This window comes from Candidatus Binatia bacterium (assembly GCA_029243485.1).
Taxonomy (GTDB): domain Bacteria; phylum Desulfobacterota; class Binatia; order UBA12015; family UBA12015; genus VGTG01.
The window spans coordinates 1-20,516 of record JAQWRY010000044.1; the positions used below are offsets into that span (position 1 = coordinate 1).

General features: G+C 64.0%; 25 protein-coding genes and 1 pseudogene. 13 read left to right on the top strand and 13 right to left on the bottom strand.

Annotation, left to right across the window (positions count from 1 at the left end; translation table 11 throughout):
* The first annotated feature begins 793 nt into the window (after nucleotides 1-793).
* A complete protein-coding gene (locus P8R42_12745; protein ID MDG2305489.1) occupies nucleotides 794-2,446 on the top strand; it encodes a DUF4215 domain-containing protein in 1,653 nt (550 codons plus the stop codon).
* Nucleotides 2,447-2,645: 199 nt separating this feature from the next.
* On the top strand, nucleotides 2,646-3,320 hold the full coding sequence (locus tag P8R42_12750; GenBank protein ID MDG2305490.1) for an MFS transporter: 675 nt from the start codon (nucleotides 2,646-2,648) through the stop codon (nucleotides 3,318-3,320).
* A 15-nt stretch (nucleotides 3,321-3,335) separates the two neighbouring features.
* Here the strand turns inward: P8R42_12750 and P8R42_12755 are convergent, their stop codons facing one another.
* Nucleotides 3,336-3,581, bottom strand: a complete 246-nt coding sequence (locus P8R42_12755) for a hypothetical protein (GenBank protein MDG2305491.1) — start codon at nucleotides 3,579-3,581, stop codon at nucleotides 3,336-3,338.
* A 212-nt stretch (nucleotides 3,582-3,793) separates the two neighbouring features.
* On the bottom strand, nucleotides 3,794-4,186 hold the full coding sequence (locus P8R42_12760) for a DoxX family protein (GenBank protein MDG2305492.1): 393 nt from the start codon (nucleotides 4,184-4,186) through the stop codon (nucleotides 3,794-3,796).
* A 63-nt stretch (nucleotides 4,187-4,249) separates the two neighbouring features.
* Between P8R42_12760 and P8R42_12765 the strand changes: the two genes are divergently transcribed.
* The 4 genes from P8R42_12765 (at nucleotide 4,250) to P8R42_12780 (ending at nucleotide 7,580) form a co-directional block, all read left to right on the top strand.
* Complete coding sequence (locus P8R42_12765; protein ID MDG2305493.1) at nucleotides 4,250-4,621, top strand: DoxX family protein; 372 nt, start codon at nucleotides 4,250-4,252, stop codon at nucleotides 4,619-4,621.
* Nucleotides 4,622-4,945: 324 nt separating this feature from the next.
* Complete coding sequence (locus P8R42_12770) at nucleotides 4,946-6,085, top strand: GDSL-type esterase/lipase family protein (GenBank protein ID MDG2305494.1); 1,140 nt, start codon at nucleotides 4,946-4,948, stop codon at nucleotides 6,083-6,085.
* 545 nt (nucleotides 6,086-6,630) lie between these two features.
* The gene (locus tag P8R42_12775) at nucleotides 6,631-6,924 is read left to right on the top strand and encodes a hypothetical protein (GenBank protein MDG2305495.1); all 294 of its coding nucleotides are present in this window, start codon (nucleotides 6,631-6,633) and stop codon (nucleotides 6,922-6,924) included.
* A gap of 365 nt (nucleotides 6,925-7,289) precedes the next feature.
* Nucleotides 7,290-7,580, top strand: a complete 291-nt coding sequence (locus P8R42_12780; GenBank protein ID MDG2305496.1) for a hypothetical protein — start codon at nucleotides 7,290-7,292, stop codon at nucleotides 7,578-7,580.
* Between the two features lie 55 nt (nucleotides 7,581-7,635).
* Here P8R42_12780 and P8R42_12785 read toward each other — a convergent pair whose 3' ends face one another.
* The 5 genes and pseudogenes from P8R42_12785 to P8R42_12805 all read right to left on the bottom strand — a co-directional run bounded on the left by P8R42_12785 (nucleotide 7,636) and on the right by P8R42_12805 (nucleotide 10,474).
* The gene (locus tag P8R42_12785) at nucleotides 7,636-7,890 is read right to left on the bottom strand and encodes a hypothetical protein (GenBank protein ID MDG2305497.1); all 255 of its coding nucleotides are present in this window, start codon (nucleotides 7,888-7,890) and stop codon (nucleotides 7,636-7,638) included.
* A gap of 68 nt (nucleotides 7,891-7,958) precedes the next feature.
* Nucleotides 7,959-8,448, bottom strand: a pseudogene (locus P8R42_12790) (transposase).
* A 218-nt stretch (nucleotides 8,449-8,666) separates the two neighbouring features.
* Nucleotides 8,667-8,984, bottom strand: a complete 318-nt coding sequence (locus P8R42_12795) for an MFS transporter (GenBank protein ID MDG2305498.1) — start codon at nucleotides 8,982-8,984, stop codon at nucleotides 8,667-8,669.
* Nucleotides 8,985-9,220: 236 nt separating this feature from the next.
* A complete protein-coding gene (locus tag P8R42_12800; protein MDG2305499.1) occupies nucleotides 9,221-9,997 on the bottom strand; it encodes a hypothetical protein in 777 nt (258 codons plus the stop codon).
* Nucleotides 9,998-10,183: 186 nt separating this feature from the next.
* The gene (locus P8R42_12805) at nucleotides 10,184-10,474 is read right to left on the bottom strand and encodes a hypothetical protein (protein ID MDG2305500.1); all 291 of its coding nucleotides are present in this window, start codon (nucleotides 10,472-10,474) and stop codon (nucleotides 10,184-10,186) included.
* A 121-nt stretch (nucleotides 10,475-10,595) separates the two neighbouring features.
* Here P8R42_12805 and P8R42_12810 point away from each other — a divergent pair, with 121 nt between their 5' ends.
* The 3 genes from P8R42_12810 to P8R42_12820 all read left to right on the top strand — a co-directional run bounded on the left by P8R42_12810 (nucleotide 10,596) and on the right by P8R42_12820 (nucleotide 13,818).
* Nucleotides 10,596-11,036, top strand: a complete 441-nt coding sequence (locus tag P8R42_12810; GenBank protein ID MDG2305501.1) for a transcriptional repressor — start codon at nucleotides 10,596-10,598, stop codon at nucleotides 11,034-11,036.
* Between the two features lie 74 nt (nucleotides 11,037-11,110).
* Nucleotides 11,111-11,431 carry a hypothetical protein gene (locus P8R42_12815; protein MDG2305502.1) on the top strand — a complete coding sequence of 107 codons (321 nt, stop codon included), beginning with the start codon at nucleotides 11,111-11,113 and terminating at the stop codon, nucleotides 11,429-11,431.
* A gap of 86 nt (nucleotides 11,432-11,517) precedes the next feature.
* Nucleotides 11,518-13,818, top strand: coding sequence for a TonB-dependent receptor (locus tag P8R42_12820; GenBank protein ID MDG2305503.1), 2,301 nt, complete (start codon nucleotides 11,518-11,520; stop codon nucleotides 13,816-13,818).
* Between the two features lie 81 nt (nucleotides 13,819-13,899).
* On the opposite strand, the gene P8R42_12825 is transcribed toward P8R42_12820, so the two are convergent.
* Nucleotides 13,900-14,250: a hypothetical protein gene (locus tag P8R42_12825; protein MDG2305504.1), complete on the bottom strand. Its 351-nt coding sequence runs from the start codon at nucleotides 14,248-14,250 to the stop codon at nucleotides 13,900-13,902.
* A gap of 22 nt (nucleotides 14,251-14,272) precedes the next feature.
* On the opposite strand from P8R42_12825, the gene P8R42_12830 reads away from it, so the two are divergent.
* On the top strand, nucleotides 14,273-14,635 hold the full coding sequence (locus P8R42_12830) for a hypothetical protein (GenBank protein ID MDG2305505.1): 363 nt from the start codon (nucleotides 14,273-14,275) through the stop codon (nucleotides 14,633-14,635).
* A gap of 10 nt (nucleotides 14,636-14,645) precedes the next feature.
* Nucleotides 14,646-15,620 carry an alpha/beta hydrolase gene (locus P8R42_12835; GenBank protein MDG2305506.1) on the top strand — a complete coding sequence of 325 codons (975 nt, stop codon included), beginning with the start codon at nucleotides 14,646-14,648 and terminating at the stop codon, nucleotides 15,618-15,620.
* Nucleotides 15,621-16,405: 785 nt separating this feature from the next.
* On the opposite strand, the gene P8R42_12840 is transcribed toward P8R42_12835, so the two are convergent.
* Entirely contained in the window at nucleotides 16,406-16,549 is a 144-nt protein-coding gene (locus P8R42_12840; GenBank protein MDG2305507.1) for a hypothetical protein, read from the bottom strand.
* A 61-nt stretch (nucleotides 16,550-16,610) separates the two neighbouring features.
* On the opposite strand from P8R42_12840, the gene P8R42_12845 reads away from it, so the two are divergent.
* Nucleotides 16,611-16,916, top strand: coding sequence for a hypothetical protein (locus P8R42_12845; protein MDG2305508.1), 306 nt, complete (start codon nucleotides 16,611-16,613; stop codon nucleotides 16,914-16,916).
* Between the two features lie 580 nt (nucleotides 16,917-17,496).
* On the opposite strand, the gene P8R42_12850 is transcribed toward P8R42_12845, so the two are convergent.
* The 3 genes from P8R42_12850 to P8R42_12860 form a co-directional block, all read right to left on the bottom strand.
* Nucleotides 17,497-17,715 (bottom strand): hypothetical protein, encoded by a 219-nt coding sequence (locus P8R42_12850; protein ID MDG2305509.1) that lies wholly within the window; start codon nucleotides 17,713-17,715, stop codon nucleotides 17,497-17,499.
* A 109-nt stretch (nucleotides 17,716-17,824) separates the two neighbouring features.
* Entirely contained in the window at nucleotides 17,825-18,460 is a 636-nt protein-coding gene (locus tag P8R42_12855) for a serine hydrolase (protein ID MDG2305510.1), read from the bottom strand.
* A 117-nt stretch (nucleotides 18,461-18,577) separates the two neighbouring features.
* Nucleotides 18,578-19,321, bottom strand: a complete 744-nt coding sequence (locus P8R42_12860) for a hypothetical protein (protein ID MDG2305511.1) — start codon at nucleotides 19,319-19,321, stop codon at nucleotides 18,578-18,580.
* Between the two features lie 149 nt (nucleotides 19,322-19,470).
* On the opposite strand from P8R42_12860, the gene P8R42_12865 reads away from it, so the two are divergent.
* A complete protein-coding gene (locus P8R42_12865) occupies nucleotides 19,471-20,031 on the top strand; it encodes a TetR/AcrR family transcriptional regulator (GenBank protein MDG2305512.1) in 561 nt (186 codons plus the stop codon).
* Nucleotides 20,032-20,063: 32 nt separating this feature from the next.
* Here P8R42_12865 and P8R42_12870 read toward each other — a convergent pair whose 3' ends face one another.
* Nucleotides 20,064-20,363: a DUF4956 domain-containing protein gene (locus P8R42_12870; GenBank protein MDG2305513.1), complete on the bottom strand. Its 300-nt coding sequence runs from the start codon at nucleotides 20,361-20,363 to the stop codon at nucleotides 20,064-20,066.
* Nucleotides 20,364-20,516: the final 153 nt, after the last annotated feature.

The window sequence follows — 20,516 nt, forward strand, 5'->3', positions numbered from 1 at the left end:
TTGATTCAACGCCCTGGTCGCGCATCATGCTGAGAACCGCCTCGACAGCCCATGAGGCAGAAAGAGGCGCACGCATACGTCCGGTAAGGCGCCGTTAGGTCGGATTGGAGCCAAAAAGGGGCTTCATATCGGCTATTCGCGGTTACGGCGAAATTGGCGTTGCCCCGCGGGACCGCGTATGCGGTAATGATGGCCGCTCTATTTCGCTCACCGCCTTGTCTGCACCTCCTGAGGTTTTCAAAAGTGTCACACAGGTGTCGCTCTTCCTGAGCGAAGTCTCCACAGGAGTTGCTGGTATCGAACAAAGGGGCACCCTATGCCTCAGAAGTCCCTCCTCCGTTTTTTCGCTCTCTCCGCATTTTCCTCCCTCGCGATCCTGTTGTGTCTGAGCGTGTGGCCCGGTCGGGCGCTTTCGGCAGCGCGAACCGCGTGGCGTCCCGCGCCGCGACGACCGGGGACGGTTGGCGCATCCGCCATGGCGTTGGCCACGCTCTTTGTGCTGGCTCTGCTCCTGGTGATGCCGTCGGTCGCGTTGGCAAAGAATTGTTGGATGGCGGGCTTTTGTCATGAATCCTCGACGAGTGCCGGATCGCATGCCAAATTCGGTCCGGCTACGGAGGCGGAGTGTGGCGAAACCATCTTGCCAAACGGGGGCAACCAGTCGAACCCATACGCAGACGGCCGCAACTACTTCAATGACCATTACTGGAGTGGCTCCGGGTCATCGACTTGGGTTAATCCTTGGAGCCATTGTACTCATGACGAAAATGGAGATCCAGGGACGTCATTTACTTTGGATTGTTGGGCGTCGGGCTTTTGTTATCAATCGAACCAATCCGAAAACACGACGCGACCGGATGCCGCTTTCGGTCCGGCTACGCAGGCGCGCTGTGATGCGGCAGGCCTCCAGAGAGCATGGGGAGAAGGCGTCGACTACGCCAGCAACCGTTACTGGAGTGCCTGGCAGACCCAGGAGTGGGTTAATCCTTGGAGCATTTGTAATGAAAATGTCTGCGGCGACGGGGTAGCCGTCCTGGGACGCGAAGCATGCGACGATGGCGACACCGACAACGGCGACGGCTGTTCGTCGACGTGTACCGTCGAGAGCGGATGGGACTGCTCGTCGGGAACCTGTGTCGATATCAACGAGTGCGCCACCAACGCCGACAACTGCGACACCAACGCCACCTGCTCCAACACCACCGGCAACTTCGACTGCGATTGCAATGCGGGCTACACGGGAGACGGGCAAACTTGCGAGACGGAGTGCGGCGACGGAATCCCGGTGGGAGCCGAAGAGTGCGATGACGGCAACACCAACGATGGCGATTGCTGTTCGTCGACCTGCAACTTCGAGGCAGCGGGTGATTCCTGCGACGACCAGGATGGCAACGGGTGCACCGAAGGGCAATGCGGTGGCTTGGGCGACTGCGTGGCCCACCCCGTGAGTGATGGCGACCCCTGCACCCAGGACGGCGCCTTCTGCAATGGCGCCGAGTCCTGCCAGGCGGGCGCCTGCGCGGGGGCGGGCGATCCCTGCATGGGCGGCGGCGAATGCGCCGACCAATGCGATGAAGTGAACGATACCTGCAATCGACCGGCAGGCGATCCCTGCACCGAAGACGGCGAAGCCTGCACCCTCGATCAGTGCGACGGCGCCGGGGCCTGCGCACACCCAGCGGGTAATGGCGGGGAACTATGCCGGAGCGAGGGCGGTCCGATCTGCGACCCCGCCGAGTACTGTGATGGCGTGAATCCAACCTGCCCGACCGACTTCGTCGAACCCAATACGACAGAGTGCAAGGCGGGAGCCGAGGACACGTGTGACCCGGCCGAATATTGTACCGGTGTCGCGGGTGAAGCCTGCCCCGCCGACGAGTGGGCCGACGACGGCACGTCCTGTGATGATGGAGACGCTACGACCTCCAACGACGAATGCGTACTGGGCATGTGCGTATGCCCGGGATCCCCCGACGATGACGTCGATGACGATGGCATGCCAGACCTCTGCGACCCCGACGACGGCTCGATCGTCGTGAACCAGGCCACCGCGTGGCCACGGCGCAGCAAGAAAGCTCGCTTTATCGCCAAGATGAGCATGACCACCGATGCAGACACCGCACTCGATTTGTCGGGTGGCATCAGCGTCGCCTTCAGCGACGCGGCCAGCATGCTCGAGCAGGTCGACTTTGCGGCCGAGGATTGCATCACCAAGGCCCGGGGTCGGAAGGTTCAATGCCGCCTGGCCGACAAGACGGCGAAACTGTTGATCTCGCAGGACAAGAAGGACACCAGCAAGTACTCGATGAAGCTCGTCGTGACCAAGCGAGGCTTCGAATCCCCGGTCGTCGGGCCAATCGGGGTTCGCGTTACCGCGGGCGATCTCGATCGCACGGGCCAGAACGCCAACTGCACGCAGCGCAACGCCAAGACGGCCTGCAGGTGAGCTCGGCGCAGCGCTCGAGGGCAGAGACACTCCGGAAAACAGACAATCTGATATCCTAAAAACACTTGGGCTAAAGTGCCGCCCTCGCCCGTTTTGATCAAGGCGCGGGTGTCGGAGAGGTCGTCGCGGAGTCAGGCCGAAGCCATCGACATGTCGGTCGGACATTTTTCGAGGCCGTGGGTCTTGCGCCGAAGGTCTATTGTCGGCTAGCCGCGGCACGACCTCGAATATCGGCATCTACATGACGACTTTCTTCTGGGGCCTTCGGACCGAAGACTTGCGGTGGTTCGCCTTGGTGGGGATCGGTGCGGTTCTCGCTCTCCCCTTCGTCGCCTATGTCCAACAGCGATGGGACAAGCGCAACATCCTTCTGACCGTGTCGTGCCTGAGTCTCTTCGAGGGACTGTTCGTGATCAATCTTCGCTTCTTCGACGTGCTCCCCGAAAATGGCGATCCGCGATTGCTCGCGATCCTCATTGCAAGCGGGAGCATCGCGGCCGCTCTCGCCGTGATCCAGGGGATCATCGGCGCCTCGATCGTCGCCGACATCCTCGACGACCACGAACTGAAAACCGGCCTCCGCCAGGAAGCGATGTTCAATGCCGGCCTTTCCTTTTGCGGCAAAGCCGTCTCTGGCTTCGGCGCCCTGTTCAGCGGTCTCATTCTCACGATGATTGCGTTCCCGACGCAGGCGAAAAGTGCCGGGGGTGTACCGGCGGAGGCGATTCACAATCTCGGCCTCATCGTGGGACTCGCCGTGCCGCTTCTCTACCTGGTACCCATCAATCTCATCCGCAAGTACAAGATCTCGCGGCGCCGCCACGCCGAAATCCGCGCGCAACTCGAAGAGCGCCGCGCGGCCGAGCAGGTTTGAGCAACACGAGAAGAATCACCCCGAACCTTCCAGGTCGCTCTCGTGCCCGGCCGGCAGCGAGCAAATCCACTCCGCGATCAGGTCGGCCCCTCGCTCGTCGACCGTCTCGCCGCCGATGGGGGGCATGGCGAGTCCCGGAGCGGTCGCCCCTTCCAAACGCGAAACACTCACGGAAGGACGGCCGAGCAAGAGAAGCTCACCGTTCTTCCGTTGGGTCATCGCGAGCAGGTGGTCGCGCGGAACCCTCGCGATTTCTCCCACCAAGAGCAGGAGAGCTTCGTTGGTGCGCGGGAGGGTTCGGATCCGCCCGGAGCCGTGGTCGCCGAACAAATCGTGCCCGCGGAGCCCCTGGCGCGGGCCACGCTAGACCACCCCGCCGATGATGCTCGCGTCGCCGAATCCGTGCCCCACGAGCCCTTCATGCGTCTGGTCCAAGAGGCAGAAGGAGGCGCACGCCGTCTGATCAGGCGCCGTTATGTCAGCGTAGAGCCCCAAAAGGGCTTCAGGTCGGCGATCTGCAGGTCTGCCCCGGCTGCATGGAGGACGATGAAAAGGTTCACGAACATCAAAAGAAGTGCAGGTAAGGTCTCGAGGAGGGGATCCCGCACCCGAATTCGCGTCAGGACACCCAGGAACATCAAGAGAGAGAGGCCGGCCGCGGACGCAATGAGCAAGGGTGAGAAGAAGTGTCCGAGTAGAATCCCAAACCCGCCGAGCACTTCCAGGGCCCCGGTCAAACGTCGCCATCGGCTCAGGCCAAACCGCGCGAATTCGGCCTCCATCGCACCCGTGAACAGACAACTCAGACCGTAGCCGAGAAAGAGTGTAAGCGAGAGGATCTTCGCCCCTTGGAACAAAATTTCCATGCTGTTCTTTCCGAAAAAAATCTTTAGCCTCGAAGGAAATCTATCACACACGGAGGTTTCGTCATGCAGTTTTCAACTCTTTGCGTCGCTCTTCAGTCCTTGGTGGGGCTGGGCCTGTTGAACGTTTGGATCGTGCGCGCTCGATCGTCGACGGCATACCGGGGAGGGGACGCTCTTTCCCTCCGCGAGGAGTTCGCGGCCTACGGTCTGCCCGAGTGGTTCTTTTATCTCGTTGGCTTTCTGAAGGTCGGTTCGGCGCTCGCCCTGCTCATCGGCATCTGGGTGACGCCCCTCGTCTTGCCGGGGGCTTCGGTGGTTGCGGGGCTGATGGTGGGTGCGCTGGTCATGCACGCCAAGGTCGGAGACCCCTGGGTAAAGTCGGCTCCCGCGTTTTTAATGCTGCTCATGAGTTGCGCGATCCTGGCTCTCTCCTGACCGAAGCCGAAAACGACGAAGCCCTTGGCGTCCTCCGCCCCGAGGCGCGCCGCTGCGGCTACGCTGCGAGCGCTCGAGTTCGAAAACCGGCCCTGGCGCAAGGTTTCGCGGGGGGGGGGCCTACCCGTCCACGCGGGCGAAGAGCCCGTTCCCGTTTCCTAGGGCCGTTTCTCGGCATGAGCGACATCCTCTGCCTGCAGGGCATCGAACCGAGTCGTGGCTGAGGAGAAAGCAAGCACAGGACCGGAAAACCGAGCGGGGCGTCGAACCGATTTACGCCGGGCGGCATGGTTCGGAGAATTCGACTTTGCTATCCCTGCCCTTGTGCGAATTCCATCGAAGGCCCTCGTTGCATTTCTCGTCTGTACCCTCGGGTGCTCCAGTGGCCATGACGGCGACGCAGGCATTCCCGATGGTCCGGGACTCTCTGTGGTTGCCATGGGCGACTCGGTCTCCGCAGGCGAAGGGGTGCGATACGGATTCGAGTACGCCGACGAGTTCCAGATCTGGGTGGGGCCTTCGGATCGCAATCCGGACTGGGATGGCGACTATCCATCATGCCACCAGGCCGGTGCTGCGTACCCGAACAAGGCGACTGCGGCGATCGACGGGAAGCTCTCCAAGTTCTCGTGCACGGGCGCCACGTATTTGAATGGCATCGTGTCGGCACAGTTCCGAGGCGATTTCATGCTTCGTCCGGCGCAATTCGGAAACTGGGCCACGCAGGAGGAGCTCAACGCGGCCTATGACGAAGCCAAACCCGAAGTCGTCTTGATCACGCTCGGCGCCAACGATCTCCAATGGACGAACATCCTCGAGGCTTGCATCCTCGGCTCGGTGCTGGGGGACGAGGTGGATCGCGCGATCGAGGCGGGGAGCGACCTTCGAGAAGCCCTGAGTCGGGTCGTGGACCAGAACCGCGATCGCCTCGTCGAGTGGGTCGATGCCGCGAGTGAAGGTCTTCCTCTTCGCTCGGACGTCTCGTCCTCCGACCGCATCTGTACGGAAGAAAATCCGGGCAAGGCAGTCACGGAGCTCTTCATCGCCCAGCTTCCCACGCTGGGCGCCCATTACCGAGAGCTGATCTCCAGCATCCGCGCGCGCGGGGAACGGGCGGGGCGCGTCCCCCGGATCCTCTTCACCACCTACCACGACCCCTTCCCGCAGCCCGGCGGTCGCTTTGGTTGTCCGGATCTCCTCGACCTCAACGAGAGCCAGGTCGTGTACCTGGGAAGCCTGCTCGACCAGTTGAGCGACCTACTTTTCGAAGTCGCGGCGGAGTACGACGGAGTGGAAGTGGTCGACATTCGAGATTCCATGGCTGGCCACGAGTTCTGCACTTCGGATCCCTGGGCCTATGGGCTTTCCATCGAAATCATCAGTCCCGGAAATCCGTCGCCGTTCCATCCGACTCCCGACGGACATCAAGCGATCTCCGACCTGGTCGTACCCTTTCTGCGATGATCATCGACCACGGCTCCTCTTTTTCGGACGGAGGGGTGGGCCCTTGCCCCACTGGAGCAACGAGCCCATGCGCCCGGAGGCCCGGGTTTATCGGCGCCTTGGTCAGGGGAGACTGCAGATCTCTGCCGTGAAATGGGCGCGGGAGATCTGACCCGAGAGCTCGCTTCCGCCGCAGAGGATGGGCCGTCCATGAGGCAGAAAGAGGCGCACGCATACGTCCGGTAAGGCGCCGTTAGGTCGGATGGGAGCCAAAAAGGGGCTTCATGTCGGCTATCCGCAGCCAAGCACGTCGTTGGCAGTACCGACAGGTTCAGCGCCCGACAGCGCGATGCTGGATGCGTTGCGGTAGACCCCGTTCGAGCCAGCCGGGACTCTAGGTCCGCGCACTCCAACAGGGCGAGCGAGACGGAGTGACACCCACGCGTGCTCGTATTGAGTGTGCGCCATCGAGAGTGTCAGGCCCGCGTGCTCTTCCTTCCGTCAGCTTCGGTCGACTGATAGCCAGGAGTCTCCATCGCTCGCGCGTTCAAACGGGAGGTTGACGGATGAGATCCGGGCCCTTGCTGATATCGTTGCTCTATTTGCTGTTCGTCCCCACTCTGGCGTTGGCAGGCGAGGACTGCCGACGCGGCGGTGAGAGCTATCCTTCGAACGTGACCATCTGCTCGGGCGGCCTGGCGGTCACCTGCATGAACGGGAGCTGGCAGAGCAACGACGGCCAACGATGCGACGGACCGACGGGCTCTTACATCGGCGCTCGTCGCCCGTTGCAGGAGAAGAACGACGAGCCGATCCCGGAGTACATCCGCGAAGAGAATCCCGGCCTCGATCTTCGCTGACCGAGGCCCCGCCGCGATTCGCGACGAAGCTCGACCCCATCGCGTCACCATCCAAGCGGACGACGTCTACATTCGCGCTCTGGGTGACCTCGCCTCCTTCACGGACGGGCTCCTGAAGTCGAAAGCGGCCTCCGGCTCTCTGCGTGTCGAAGCGGGTCTCGGCGGGCCGGGGTCGACATGCGACATCTCAGGCACACGGGTCATCGGCCCTCCCTGACGACCCTCTGCGAGACAATCATCGGCCCCTAGGCCGATGCCACCGAAGCACACTCGGCGAGAGGATCTGCACGGAGGCGAACATGTACTCCGGCAGGCCCGGAGCCGCGCCCCGTCCGAGGAAGCGTTGAATTCGTCCGTCCGAGGCGATGCCGAACACGCCGTACGAGTCCTTCCGCGGGTCGTCGCGCAACCCGACCCTCGACGAGCTACAGGGAATCGCAGATCTGACGCGGGGTAGCTGCGCGGGCGGCAGCGGCCCGTGTCTCCATCCCATGTTCGGTCCGACGGGCGGTTCGTTCACGTGGACGTCGACCGCAAGCGCCGAGAATGCGGGTGAAGTATGGGCCGTCGACTTCAATGGGGGGCCCGGCGGAGTGTTGGTGGCAGATGCCTCGGGCACGATCGAGCTTTCGGTCCGACTGGTGCGGGACTGGTAGGTGACGGAACAGGAGCGGTGTCCTGACGGCAAGCCCCGCCCCAAAGGCCTGAGGCCTATGGCATCGACGCGTCTTCGCAGTCGGCGAGACTGCCCGCGACCGCGCCCTTGCCGATGAACAGGCCGGGGAAGTCCTTCTTCGTCGTCGCCGCGTCGAACAATGCACACATCCGAAGCGGGCCGGACGTGATGCGCACGGCCAGGTCTCCTTGCGGCACCGCCATCGGGAGCTCCATGAGGCAGAACGAGGCGCACGCATACGTCCGGTAAGGAGCCGTTAGGTCGGATTGGAGCCAAAAAAGGGGCTTCATGTCGGCTATCCGCTCCAGTGGCGGCGCGTCGCGGGTTTGCGCGGCTCCAGGCCAGCGTCGCCGTGTTCGCGGTAGCGCTCGTACCAGGCGTAGAAAGTCGAGCGGCTCACGTCCAGTTCCCGCAGCGTCCGGCGCACCGACAGGCCCGAGCCCTCCACCAGGCGGATCACCTCGCGCTTCTCCGCCGCCTTCAATCGCTCGTACCGTCGTCCGAGCCGGAGCCCACGAGACTTTTTTGAGCAGCCGCACTTCGAGAACGGTCTCGGCCAAGGCGTGCTTCAGCCGGTCGTTCTCATCCTGCAGCCCCTTCACCTCGGGGGCGCTCGCCTCGCGTTTCGTATCGCCCAGGAGACGCTTCTTCCCGGCTTCCAGAAACTCCTTGGACCACCGGTAGTAGAGATTCGGAGCCAGGCCCTCTCGGCGACACAGAGCCGCAATGCTCTCCTCGCCCCGCAGTCCCTCCAAAACAATCCGAATCTTCTCTTCCGCCGAAAAACGGCGGCGTGTCTTGCGCTGAATGTCGCGCACGACCTTCTCCGCGCTCTCTCCCTTACCCATCAGGTGCTCCTTCCGGTTGGGCCGGAAGTGTCTCTTATTTCAAACCCCTAACTGGTCCAACTTCAGCTGAACCCGAACAGCCTTGCAGCCCTCCCCTACGAAGATCTCCTGCGGCAGCCGCTCGCCGACGTGCGCACGGCGGCACGGATCGAGGCACCCGAGACAGCGCACCCGGGCGGCATCGCCCGCGCCGACATGATTGCCGTCGACGGACCGGCCTAACGCCGAGCGCGCTCCGCCAACACAGCGGCGACCTGTGCGTGGGCCGCGCGCGTGAGCGGATAGCCCCACGAGACAGCCACTGCCAGCGACAGGAAGACCGCCGGCCCCATGGCCGTGAGGAAGCGAATCGTCTGGCGCACCAGCTCGCTCTGCTCGTCGCCCTCGGTAAACCCGACGATGTCGAGAATGCTCATAACGAGGAAGACTCCGAGCGCACCGCCGAGCTTTCGAAGAAAGGTGAATACCCCGTTGTAAATTCCCTCGCGGCGTTCCCCCGTTGCGAGCTCGTCCTCGTCGATCACCTCACCGAACATCGATCACGACCGCGGTGCGCGGCGGCCATGCGTCACCGACCGCTGCCGCAATCGCAGGTGCGGAGTCCAGCCGGCACGTCGCACAATCGTGCTCCGCGTCGTCATGAACGACCTCGTGCGTGCCCGCCGTAATCCCGCCCCCGAACAGAAGGAGAGCTAGGACTGCGGTGAGGCATTCGCGGGATCGACTGGGCGTCGCGACCTGGACCGGCTCCTATGCTGACGGAACGGACGACCTACTGGCCGTCGTGATCATCGCCATCGTCGTGGTCATCGTCGTGGTCGTCGCCATCGTCGTGATCATCGTCGTGGTCGTCGCCATCGTCGTGATCATCGTCGTGGTCGTCGTGATCATCGTCGTGGTCGTCGCCATCGTCGTGATCATCGTCGTGCGAGCCCTCGACCGGTGTCAGAAACGCCGTCTCAGGCTCGGACGCGTCGTAAGCGCTATCTGCGACGAAGCGAAACGAGAAGGGATAGTCGCCGGTCTCGACGCCTTCGGGGAGCGTCACCTGCCACTCCCCGTGGCCATGAAGATCCGGAACGGTGCCGAGAGCAACCCTCTCGCCGACCTCGTTGACCGTCACGTCCCCGAATCGAAACTGCGTTCCCGCCTCGAGCGCCGTGACTTCGAGGCTCACCGTGACACCGTCCGCGAGTGCGTACACTCCCTCGTCGGGCTCATCCGTCTCCGCCTGCGCGAAGCCCGGACCTGTCCCAGACCAGAGGGTGAACCCGCTGATCGACGTACTCTCGAAGACCTCGAACGGCAGGCCGAAGTCGTAGTCCATCACGAGCGCACCGCCGCCGGGTTCCGTCGCGCCAATGATCAGATCGACGTGCCCATCGTCGGCGGTCGACGCAACCGGCGTCGGGCTCCCGCATGCCGCGAGAGCGAGCATGAGGCCAACGAGAACGCCCGCCCTACGAATGCCCTCTACGATCCAGGCTCGCCCGCCCATACGATGCGCGCCCTCGGTTCCTACGCTGAATATGGCTTTCTCTATCCGCATGTTCTCGCTTCCACTGATGGGCCCGAGCCGAATGCCCGCGCCTTCTGACCGGTTTTCCGAGTCACGCGACGAGGTCGCAAGATTGCGACGGTCGACGCGACTCCGCATGGATCCCCAAGCACGGCGGCCGTTCGGCGCCTCCAAGATCGGAGGGCGCGAGCGGCGCAGCCCAGGGGACACCCCGAATCAGCCGAGCGGTGGACCGCGAGCACTGCGCGTCGAGCGAGCGACAGGCCGAGCGGATTCGCCGACCGGTGCCGCGAGGAAGATCGAGGACAACACCACACAGACCAGGGTCGCCACCGATGGCGACGTGGCTCGCGGCGCGCGGACAGTCGCGCAAATTGCGCAACTCTCCGAAGCGTGGCCGACGTCGTGATCGTACTCGTGGACGACGCCGAGCGTAAAGACGGCAAAGAGCGCGAAAGCGCCCAGAGCGACCATCCAACGCCGCCCCCCCTCGTGCCGTCCTCGCATGCGGGATCCGCTACCATCGCATCATCGACGTCGTCAAGTCCGAATCGCACCTGCGAAGAAGTCGCAGCTGGGATGTTGACCCATGAACGGATGCCGGATATCTAAATACACCTTGAAGCGCGTGGGCAAATCGAAGAGCGAAGAGCCCGCGACACGCACTGCGCGTCTGCGAGAACGAGTTCGAACCACGGGACTCCGCGCTACGATTCCACGTCTCGAGGTCCTCGCGCGTCTCGAAGTCGCGAAGTCGCCTCTGAGCCACGCCAACCTCGCCGAGGAACTCGTCCCGCTCGGATTCGATCGAGCGACCGTATACCGCAATCTCAACGATCTGGTCGAAGTGGGCCTCGCGAGCCGGGTAGAACTCGGAGACCACATCGGACGCTTCGAGAATCGCGCCGACAGTGCACAGGACGACCCGGAGCACCCGCACTTCCTCTGCAACGACTGCGGCGACGTGGTCTGCCTACCGACGCTCGAAATCCCGATGCCGCGCAAGACCAGTTCGCAGATCCGCGACGTCCAGGATGTCGTTTTGCGCGGGCGCTGCGCATCCTGCTGACACGGCACTCGCAACTCTCGGCCGGAATCTTCATTGCAATCGAGTCGCAGTAGCGGTATAACCAGCGCCAGGTCATGAGAGAGAAAGAGCAACCGGCCACGGCCGAACAGACGACCGGCCGAGGTCGATCCATCCCGAGCCTGCTCCTGGTCGCGACTCTCTCGCTCTGGACCCTCGGCACACTCCACGTGGCCGAACACGACGTGCGTCACGACACCGCCCCTTGCGGAACGTGTATTGCCGTCGCCGCCGACGGACTCGTCGGCAATGTGACGCTCACTGTCGACCGTCAGCCCGATGCCGGCACCGAAGTCGTTTGCACTCACCAGGACCCGGCCCGGACCCAGCGCGTCGTCCGTCTCTCCGCCCGCGCCCCGCCACCTCACCGCGCCTGAAGGCACGTTCGCCCCCGACAACGCGCAACGTCGCGTCGGGGATTGTGGTGAGTGGAGAGAGCATCGACCGGAGGAACGCGTCCATCGTGAGCGCACCCGATCGAGGCCTCTCGTATGACGAGCGGGATGAGTTCATGAAAAGTGAGAGTTTTCGGGTTCGACGCGGGTTCGGACCCCTGGTGGGTATACTGGCGGCGCTTTCGGTAGTGGCGGTCGCCCCGGCGATGGCGCAGTCGACGCAGGACACGAAGTCGAGCTGCCAAGAAGACACGGGCGACGGCGGCGACGCGCACGACCATAGCGGCGCTCATGCTCACAGCCACGGCCCTCACGACGAGCACACCGAAGAAGGCCAGCCGCGAGAGCGCGTATACTCGTACGGCCTCGACGAGGTCGTGGTCACGGCAAGTCCGCTGCAGCGCAAGGCGAGCCAGCTTCCGGGCGCGGTCTCGATCCTCAAGGGCGACGAACTTCTGCAGAAGCAGCAGTCGACGCTCGGTGAGACCCTGCGCTACATGCCCGGCGTGAGCGCCTCGTACTTCGGACCCGGCGCGAGCCGACCGATCCTGCGCGGGCTCGGCGGAAGCCGGGTCCAGATGCTGATCGACCACGTGGAGGTTTTCGACGCCTCCGCCGCCAGCAACGACCACGCTGTGGCCGTCGATACGCTCGGCGTCGAGAAGATCGAGATCCTTCGCGGCCCGGCGACTCTGCGCTACGGGCCGAACGCCGTCGGCGGCGTCGTGAACACCGTCGAGAACCGCGTACCGAAAGAGCTGGTCGACGGGCCCGTTACGGGCTCCGTAGAGCTCCGCGGCTCGTCGGTCGACGGAGGGTTCGGCGGCGCCGGCGTTCTGTCGGGCAACATCGAAAAGGTCGTGTGGCGTCTCAAAGGCTACGGATTCTCCGCCGGAGACGTTTCCATCCCCGGCTTCGCAGAGTCGGAACAGCTGCGCGAAGCGGAGGAAGCAGAAGGGGAAGAAGGCGAAGAGGAAGAAGCCTTCGGCCGTATCCCGAATAGCCAGGTCGAATACGCAGGCTTCAGCGCCGGCGCCTCGTTCGTCGACGACGATTTCTACGTGGGACTCGCACTCTCCGACTTTCGCACGAACTACGGTGTCGTGTTCCACGAACTCGGCCACGATCACGGCCACGATCACGGCCATGGGGAGCTCGCGCCGGGCGAAGAGGAACCGCCCGTCACGATCGAACTCGACTCCTGGTCGCTCGATTTCGCGGGCGGTATCACCGACATCATCGAGGGCATCCACTCGATCGATGCGCGCCTCCGCCTGACCGACTACGAGCACTCGGAGAATGAGGGCGAGTTCGTCGCGACCACGTTCAAGAACCACGCATACGACCTCAGGATCGAAGCCGTGCACGAGCGCTTCGGCCTGCTCGAAGGAGCCTTCGGCTTCCAGAGTACCTTCAGCGACTTCCAAGTGAGCGGCGAGGAAGGATTCCTTCCCAACACCTACAACGCCCGCAACTCGTTCTTCGTGATCGAAGAGATCGACCTCGCTCCCGTGACGGTCGAACTCGGCGGACGCTTCGACTACGCGTCGGTAGAATCCGGAGGCGGCGGACAGTTCGGCGAAGCCCGGAAGAGAACGTTCCCCCTCGGCAGCGCCTCGGCCGGCGTCGTCTACAATTTCGTGGAAGACCAGATCCTGAGCTTCGACACCTCGTGGAGCATGCGCCCTCCGAACTACGAGGAGCTCTTCGCGAACGGCCTGCACGTGGCATCCGGCTTCTTCGAGGTCGGCGATCCGAACCTCGACACGGAGAACGCCGTCGGCCTGAACCTCGGTTATGCCGGGCAGTTTTCGATCGTCGATTGGTCCGTGAACGCATTCTACACCCGCTTCTGGGACTACATCTTCCTCGAGGGCACGGACGAGGTGCGCGACGAGATCCAGGTCGGCCGCTTCCTCGCAACGGGTGCGGAGTTCGCGGGCGGCGAACTGGAGGTCGCCGTGCACGCAATCGAGGAGGGCGAGCACCGCCTCCACGTCATTGGACGCGCCGACGGCGTGTACGCCCAGGACCTGGACGCCGACCAGCCGCTCCCCCGGATGCCGCCCGTCCGTTTCGGGGGCAGCCTCGTCTATGAGTACGCCTCGTTCCGCGCCCAGTTCGACGCGCTACGAGCCACCGAGCAGACCCGCGTGCCCGAGGGTGAGTTCACGACGGCCGGCTACACCATGCTCGACCTCGGTTTCAACTACGTGCTGGACCTGGTCGACGCGCCGGTGACTCCCGTGCTCTTCTTCCGCATGTCGAACCTACTCGACGAGGAAGCCCGCGCGTCGGAGTCGTTCCTTCGCGATCGTGCGCCGTTGCCGGGCCGAAACTTCACGGGCGGCGTTCAGGTGCGGTTCTAACTCCACACGCCACTGGGGTGGCACCGTACCTTCAGCACAAACGCCTGCGCTCGTCGTGTCCGGAAATCCGGCCCGCGACCCTCAGGCCGCTTCGCGATAGTAGTAGCTCAGGATTCCACCGAGCCGTTCGCGGCATTGGATCGATCCGTCGCCCGCCCGTGGATCCTCAGGAGTGATGATCGAGCTGCCGATTCCCTGGTGATGCCGCTCCCGGTGATCGTGCTCGACGTACTCGCGGATGGCGCGCCGAAGATGCCGCTCACCGAGCGGCACGATCTTGTCCAAGCACTCCGACTTGATCGACAGCACGAACTGGTCCGCGTAGGCGTTCAGGTTCGGGATTCGTGCAGGCAGACGCAGTGACTCTACGCCGAAGACGCTGCTCCGAGCCCGCGTGCGCGACCGCGGTTTGCTCCCGGAGGACCGCAGCATCGACGTCCTCTTCCACGAGTTCATGGCGGACGATCTCGGCATGGTCGAGCGGATCTACGCCAGGGCCGACCTGACCCTGGACGACCGCGCACGAGGCGAGCTGCAGAGCTTCCTCGCCAAGCATCCGCGCGGCGAGCATCGTCAGGTGATCTACGACCTCGCCGGGGACTTCGGTATCACCCGGTCCGCCCTGCGCGAGCGCTTCGACTTCTCGTTCGACGCCTTCGACGTACGACCCGAAGGCGACTGGCCCGGCCGTGAGCCGACAAGCGAGGCCCCGGCCGACGCCACCGCCCGGAGACTTCGCACCCCCGGCATGGTTGTTCAGCCCCCGCATCGGCGACCTGGCCCGGAACCGTGTCGTGGACTGCGTCGGGAGTGCTAGCAAAACGGTCATGCGATCCCTCCAGTCGAGAATCACGATCCTGCTGGCCGCCCTGACCATGGCCGTCGGCTTCGCCGCCTGCGGCAGCGACTCCGACGGTGGCGACGATGGCGGCGCGCCGGCTACCGCTGAGATCACTGAGATCACCATCGAGGCGAATGGCTTCGTCTTCGACGCCCTCGCAGCCGGGCCGGCGGACGGCGAGCCCGTCATGCTGCTGCACGGCTTCCCCCAGACCGCCTGGGAGTGGGAGCACCAGCTCTCGGCCCTCGGTGCGGCCGGCTACCGCGCCGTCGCGCCCAACCAGCGCGGATACTCGCCGGGTGCCCGCCCCGAGGCGATCTCCGACTACAACATAGTCGCTCTGGTCGGCGACGTCGTCGCGATGGCCGACACCCTCGGCTTCGAGCGCTTTCATCTCGTCGGCCACGACTGGGGGGCCTCGGTCACCTGGTTGGCCGGCCTACTCGCGCGGGATCGCATCGCGAGCCTGGTCCCCATCTCCGTCCCCCACATCGACGCATTCTCCCGCACCCTGGCCGACCCCGACTCCTGTCAGCCCGCCTCATCCTCCTACTTCGATCTGTTCGTCCAGCCGGACTCCGAGGACCTGTTCCTCGTCGACGACGCGGCGCTGCTGCGCTCCATCTACGATGGCCTGACGCCCGAGCAGATCGAACGACACCTGACCGTGATGAACTCCAAGGAAGCGCTGCGAGCCGGTCTCCATTGGTATCGGGCGAATGTCGGCGCAACCTCGGGGGGCGAGGGCCCTGGTATCGGCAATACCACCCAGCCCACGATGTACATCTGGAGCGACGGCGACCCGGCCCTCTGCATCGACGGCGCCCTGTTGACGGAGGAGTACGTCGACGGGCCCTACCGCTTCGAGATCATCGAAGGGGTCAATCACTGGGTACCGGAGCTCGCCGCCGAGAAGGTGTCGGCCCTGCTTCTGGAGCACCTGGCCGGCCTCCGGGACTAGCGTAGGACAGTTGCCCACACCGAGGCCAGCGGCGAGAGGCATTCCGAGGGGTACAAAACCCGATGACTGCCAGCCGTTTCGACTGATGAATTGCCCCGGCTGGCAGCGCGCGAACGAGGCCACGGCCAGCTTCTGCGAGGAGTGCGGCACCAGGCTGAGCACGCGCGCGTGCGCTTCCTGCAACGCCGAACTCGAGATGTCAGCCAAGTGCCCGAACTGCGGTGCGCGAGTAGATTTGAACGCCCGCACGGCGCCCCGCCGCGACCCTCGCTCCTCATTGCGTTCGGCGCTTCGCCGGCAGACATCTGTGGGCCAATTTCCGGACACGACGGGGTCCGCCACGTAGTCGAAATTAGAACGACGACGAAGTTGTCGCCTACCCCGAGAGCGCAGGTATGTCTGCGATGACATGTTCGGGAAGCATCGAACCAAGATCTCTGGCCCCCTGGGGGCCAGAGAAAGCTCTCAGCCAGGTACGGGCACGGTACCCATACGTGGTTGCCGTCGCGGGGTATTCCGAGCGCCACACGTTCGGGAATGTACTTCCTTTCCCTTCCGTTGATCTCGAGGTCTTGATCCCGGCTACCCCAGCGATCCTGTGTTCCGCGGCCAACGGAAATACCAAGGAAGGCCAGGGCGGGATATGCGCGGATGGGATGGAGCTCGGACGCCAGCCCGGCGGGAAGAGGGAACATCGAACGCCTTCTCTTCCGCCCCTTGGAGCTACCGCGATCACTTCAGAAGGGCTCGGTTCCCCTGCCCGACCATGCCGTCCGCGCCCCTCACTAAGACGGCTCAGGAATCAGGTGGGCCGAGTTTCCGGACACCACGGGGTCGGCAGTTTGGAAGTCGAGGATCATGAACGACGTCTGGATCTCGCTCCAGGCTTCGCGCTGGCAGCTACCCGTCGACCTAAGCAAATAGGCCATTCATCTCCCCTACCGCCCTAGTTTCTATTGATTCGACCACGGGCCAAATGTATGAGCCACGTTGGAGAGGCTCGACGCCGAGTCCGAACCGAGACAGACGAATCTGTCATCCGATACAAAAAGAGTTTCACCAATGGCCGTTACACCAAGCAAAAATTACAAGCGTCAGGAGCGCGAGCAGAGGAAAATAGAAAAACGCATGGCTCGCGATGCTGCAAAAGCGGAGAAGCTCCAGGCTCAGCGCGTCGCTGAAGAGAACGCCGCCAAGGAGGCTACTCTGAAGAGCGAGGAGGAGGCCAAGAAGACGGAGGAAGAGGACTTTGAGGCCGAGCTCGAGGCCGAGCGCCTGTCCCAGGCCGGTAGCTGATTGCGGCAAATTGTCTTCGGATCCCGCGGCCTCAAAGACGAGGATCGAGCCCTTGGGCGAGTAGACCCGCATCCGATGTAGGCGAGTCCCTCCTCGTCCAGTGCGCATGACCCAGCCACCTCCTCCCCCACCATCAACGCATGAGGCGCCGCCATGTCGGCGAAGGCAATCCACATGTCGTCCATGGGAGCCACGAGTTGTGCCAAGTATTCGGCGCGCTGGTCGCCATACGCCGACGCGGCGTCTGCGCGCACGGGGAGGTGGTAGGATGATGGCCGGTTCGGTTTCGGTTCCATGGCGCGTTGACCCTAGCGCAAGTAACCCCGGAGACGATGCCGACGGAGCGACCGGCGGCTACTACCCCAGCGATCCCAGTCCCCTAGGCCAAGGGAGATACCAAGGAAAGCCAGGAGAACATCTGCGCCGACATGATCGACGTCGTTGTTCTCCACCGATGAAGTACTGCCAAACGCGCCGCGACGGTCGAACGCTCCACATCATTCCCGAATGACCCTCTGGGAATATCCGCGAACGTCGATCGGAAACCCGCGTGGGACGGGGGTTCAACGACCGGCGAGTGTTACGGCGTGGCTTGCAGCAGCCGCCAGAACTCGTCGTCGAAGCGTTGCCCGGGGGCGTCGCCGAGCCTCGTGACCACCAGCTTCCGGCTTGGCGCGATGTAGACCTTCCTGCCGAGGGCGCCGTATCCGGCATAGAGGTCGGCGGGTGCGCTTGGCACCAGGCCGCCCTCGAAGACGGCGCCGTCGAGCAGCATCCAGTGGCCTGGCCGTTCAGCCACCACAGCCAGCCGTAGGCCTCGTTCAACGTCTAGCTCGGAGCTGTAGCGCGTCCGATGTACCCGTCGTTACCGAGCAGGTCGGTGTCGCCCCAGTGGACGCCCCGAATCATCAGAAGCCCGAACCGGGCGAGGTCCCGGGCACTTGTGGAGAAGCCGATCGGGGCGTCCAGCCACTGTCGGTCATCCCAATCGGGTCGGTGAGCCAGAGACGGGTATAGTCGTCGACCGCAAGACCGCTCGCGGCCTCGAGCACGCGAAGCATCCGCCTGTAGACGGCGGTGTTGTATTGCCAGCGCGCCCCGAGATAGGTGGTGACCGGAGCACCGAGATCGAGCACTCCCTGGCCTTCCGCCACGCCGGTCAGGAACGACACGACGCTCTTCTGTACCGAGGCGACGTCCTCGACCGCCTGCCGCGTGGTCGTCCGCCCGGTCACGAACAGGGCATAGAGGGAGCTAGGCTCGGCGACATCCCAATAGCGCTCGGCCACGATCCGGCCGTCGTGGAGGATGACGACGCCGCTGGAGCGGCGGGCGCCGGCGAACTCCAACGCCGACTCGATCACGGCCTCGTCGAGCCCCGCCTCTGCCGGGGTCGTGCGCGCCCACTCACCGCCTGCCGGGTCGCTCGGGACGTAGGACATCGTCGCCGGCGGCTCGGCCGCGGGTTCGGCGCCACACGAGACGAGCAGCGCGCACAGACCAGCCATACACCACCAGCGCACGTCGCATCGCACCAAGGCCACACGGTCCTCCGTTATCTATTCAGCCGAGCCGAGCACACCAGACCGTCAGCAGGGCACGGCAGCGTGCCTCCTGTCATGGAGTCTCCTGCGGCAAGGCGAAATGGTGCTTCACGTCGGCTATCCGCGCTCATGCTGCCTAGGCCCAGGGACGATGATCTCTTGGAAGTTCCACCAGCCACGGACCGAGAAGACGGTCGCGACCCCGCCCGGTGAGCGTACAACGAGATCCTCTGACAGCACCTCGCTCGAATAGGTCCACCCGGTCGGAACGGACATTCCGGCGAGACCGTTCACGACGTAGGGATCGAACATCGCCGTACGCTCCTCGCTCATCGACCACATTACGTACTCGACGCCATCCGGTCTTGTGACCTTGTGAAGCACGTGGCCCGTGCGGAAGGTCATCGTCGTGTCGCGCGCCACCCGGCCGAGGCCCATGATTCCCTGGTCGCCCGCGCCGAGGACCGCCCCGGAGAGAACCCGCGCGATCAAGAAGTGGTCATCGCCCTCGATTTCGGGAACGAGGTCGAGGCTCGCCGGAGTCCCCGGCGGCGGCGGGGGCGCGACGTTCGTGGCCTCGGGAAAGAAGAGGCGCCGGTTTCCCTCGGACACGTTCTTGTCCCAGTTGTCCCCTGGCAGCGGGACGGCCAGAACCTGCTCGAAGGTGCATTCCTCGCATTTGTAAACGTTGCGCGCAGCTGGGTTCTCGCCCGTAAACTCCCACAGTTCGGAGTTGTCCCTCTGCTCGGGTGGCGGCTCGGTTTGTCCTTCGCTTCCGCCGGAGTCCCCGCACGCGCTGAGCGATAGGACCAGAGCGGCGCCGAGGACCGAGAGGAAGCACGACCGGATTCGCGGCGTCATGAAGTCTCCTTAGGTAAGCCACGTTCTGTTCGGTGAGCACTGTGAGAGTTGTACTCTCACAATATTGAGACTATGACTTTCATTCGGAGATCGAGTTGTCAACGCCGCATCGCATAGAAAAACCCGGCAGGCCCACCAAGCGCCCCTCAGTGAGCGAGCGCCGAAAGCTCGCGATCGACACCCACATGAACTTGGTCATGGAAGGACACCTCCCCCCGACCATCGAACAGGTGGCGAGCCGTTCCGGTATCTCGGTGCCAACGTTGTTTCGCTACTTCCGGAATCTCGACGAGCTCCTGAAGGACTCGGCCATGCGGTCCTACGAGCGGCATCGTCATCTGTTTCAGGTGCCCGAGATCGGCGTGGGATCACGTGACGAGCGCATCCGGCGGTTTGCGGGGCTCCGTGTCGACCTGTGGGAGAAGACCCATTTCTTGGCCCGACTCCTGCGCGCCGGCGCGCTCCAGAAACCCGAAGCAGCCCAGATACTGGCCTTCAGCCGAAAGCTGATGGCCGACCAGATCCGCGCGCACTTCGATACCGAACTGCGCGCCCTCTCACCCGCCCATCGGGGGGATGCGGTCGTCACCGTCGCCACCATCACATCGGTCGAGTCATGGGAGCAGTTCCGACTCGCACACGGCCGAACCCCGGTGCAGACCCGAAGAGCCTGGTCCCGCGCGATCGATCGGGCTTTGGGAGATCGCTGAGACGCCGGGAAGCGTTGCGCGGTTGCCGCACGCTAGTCCCGCTGCTCCGGAAAGTAGACGGTGACCTGCGCGGTGTCGCGCAGGAGGTCGATCGACCCGATCGCCACCCGGTCGATGTCGAGGCCCGTACGCTTACGCAGGTCCGCGATGAGCGCGGCATCATCGTTCTGGCGGACGATGTCCATGTCGTCGTAGGTGACGATGCGGCTCTTGTGCCTGCGGAAACCCGGCAGATACTCGAGGCCCGCGGTGAGCGCGACGATCGAGCCGTTGACCAGGAACATCTCCGCGATACTGACCTTCTTGTTCGCGACCGCGTTGAGGATTGCGATTCCGATGAGTGCAGGAATTACAGACCTCTTAGGACAATCGGGTGTATGAGTTTCACCCCTAAGCCTAGAGGAGGTCGCTCCTGTCCAATGAGGAGCGGGAGATTCGCCGCAAGCTGCGGGTCCTCGAGCACGCAGACCAGAGTGGAAACATCC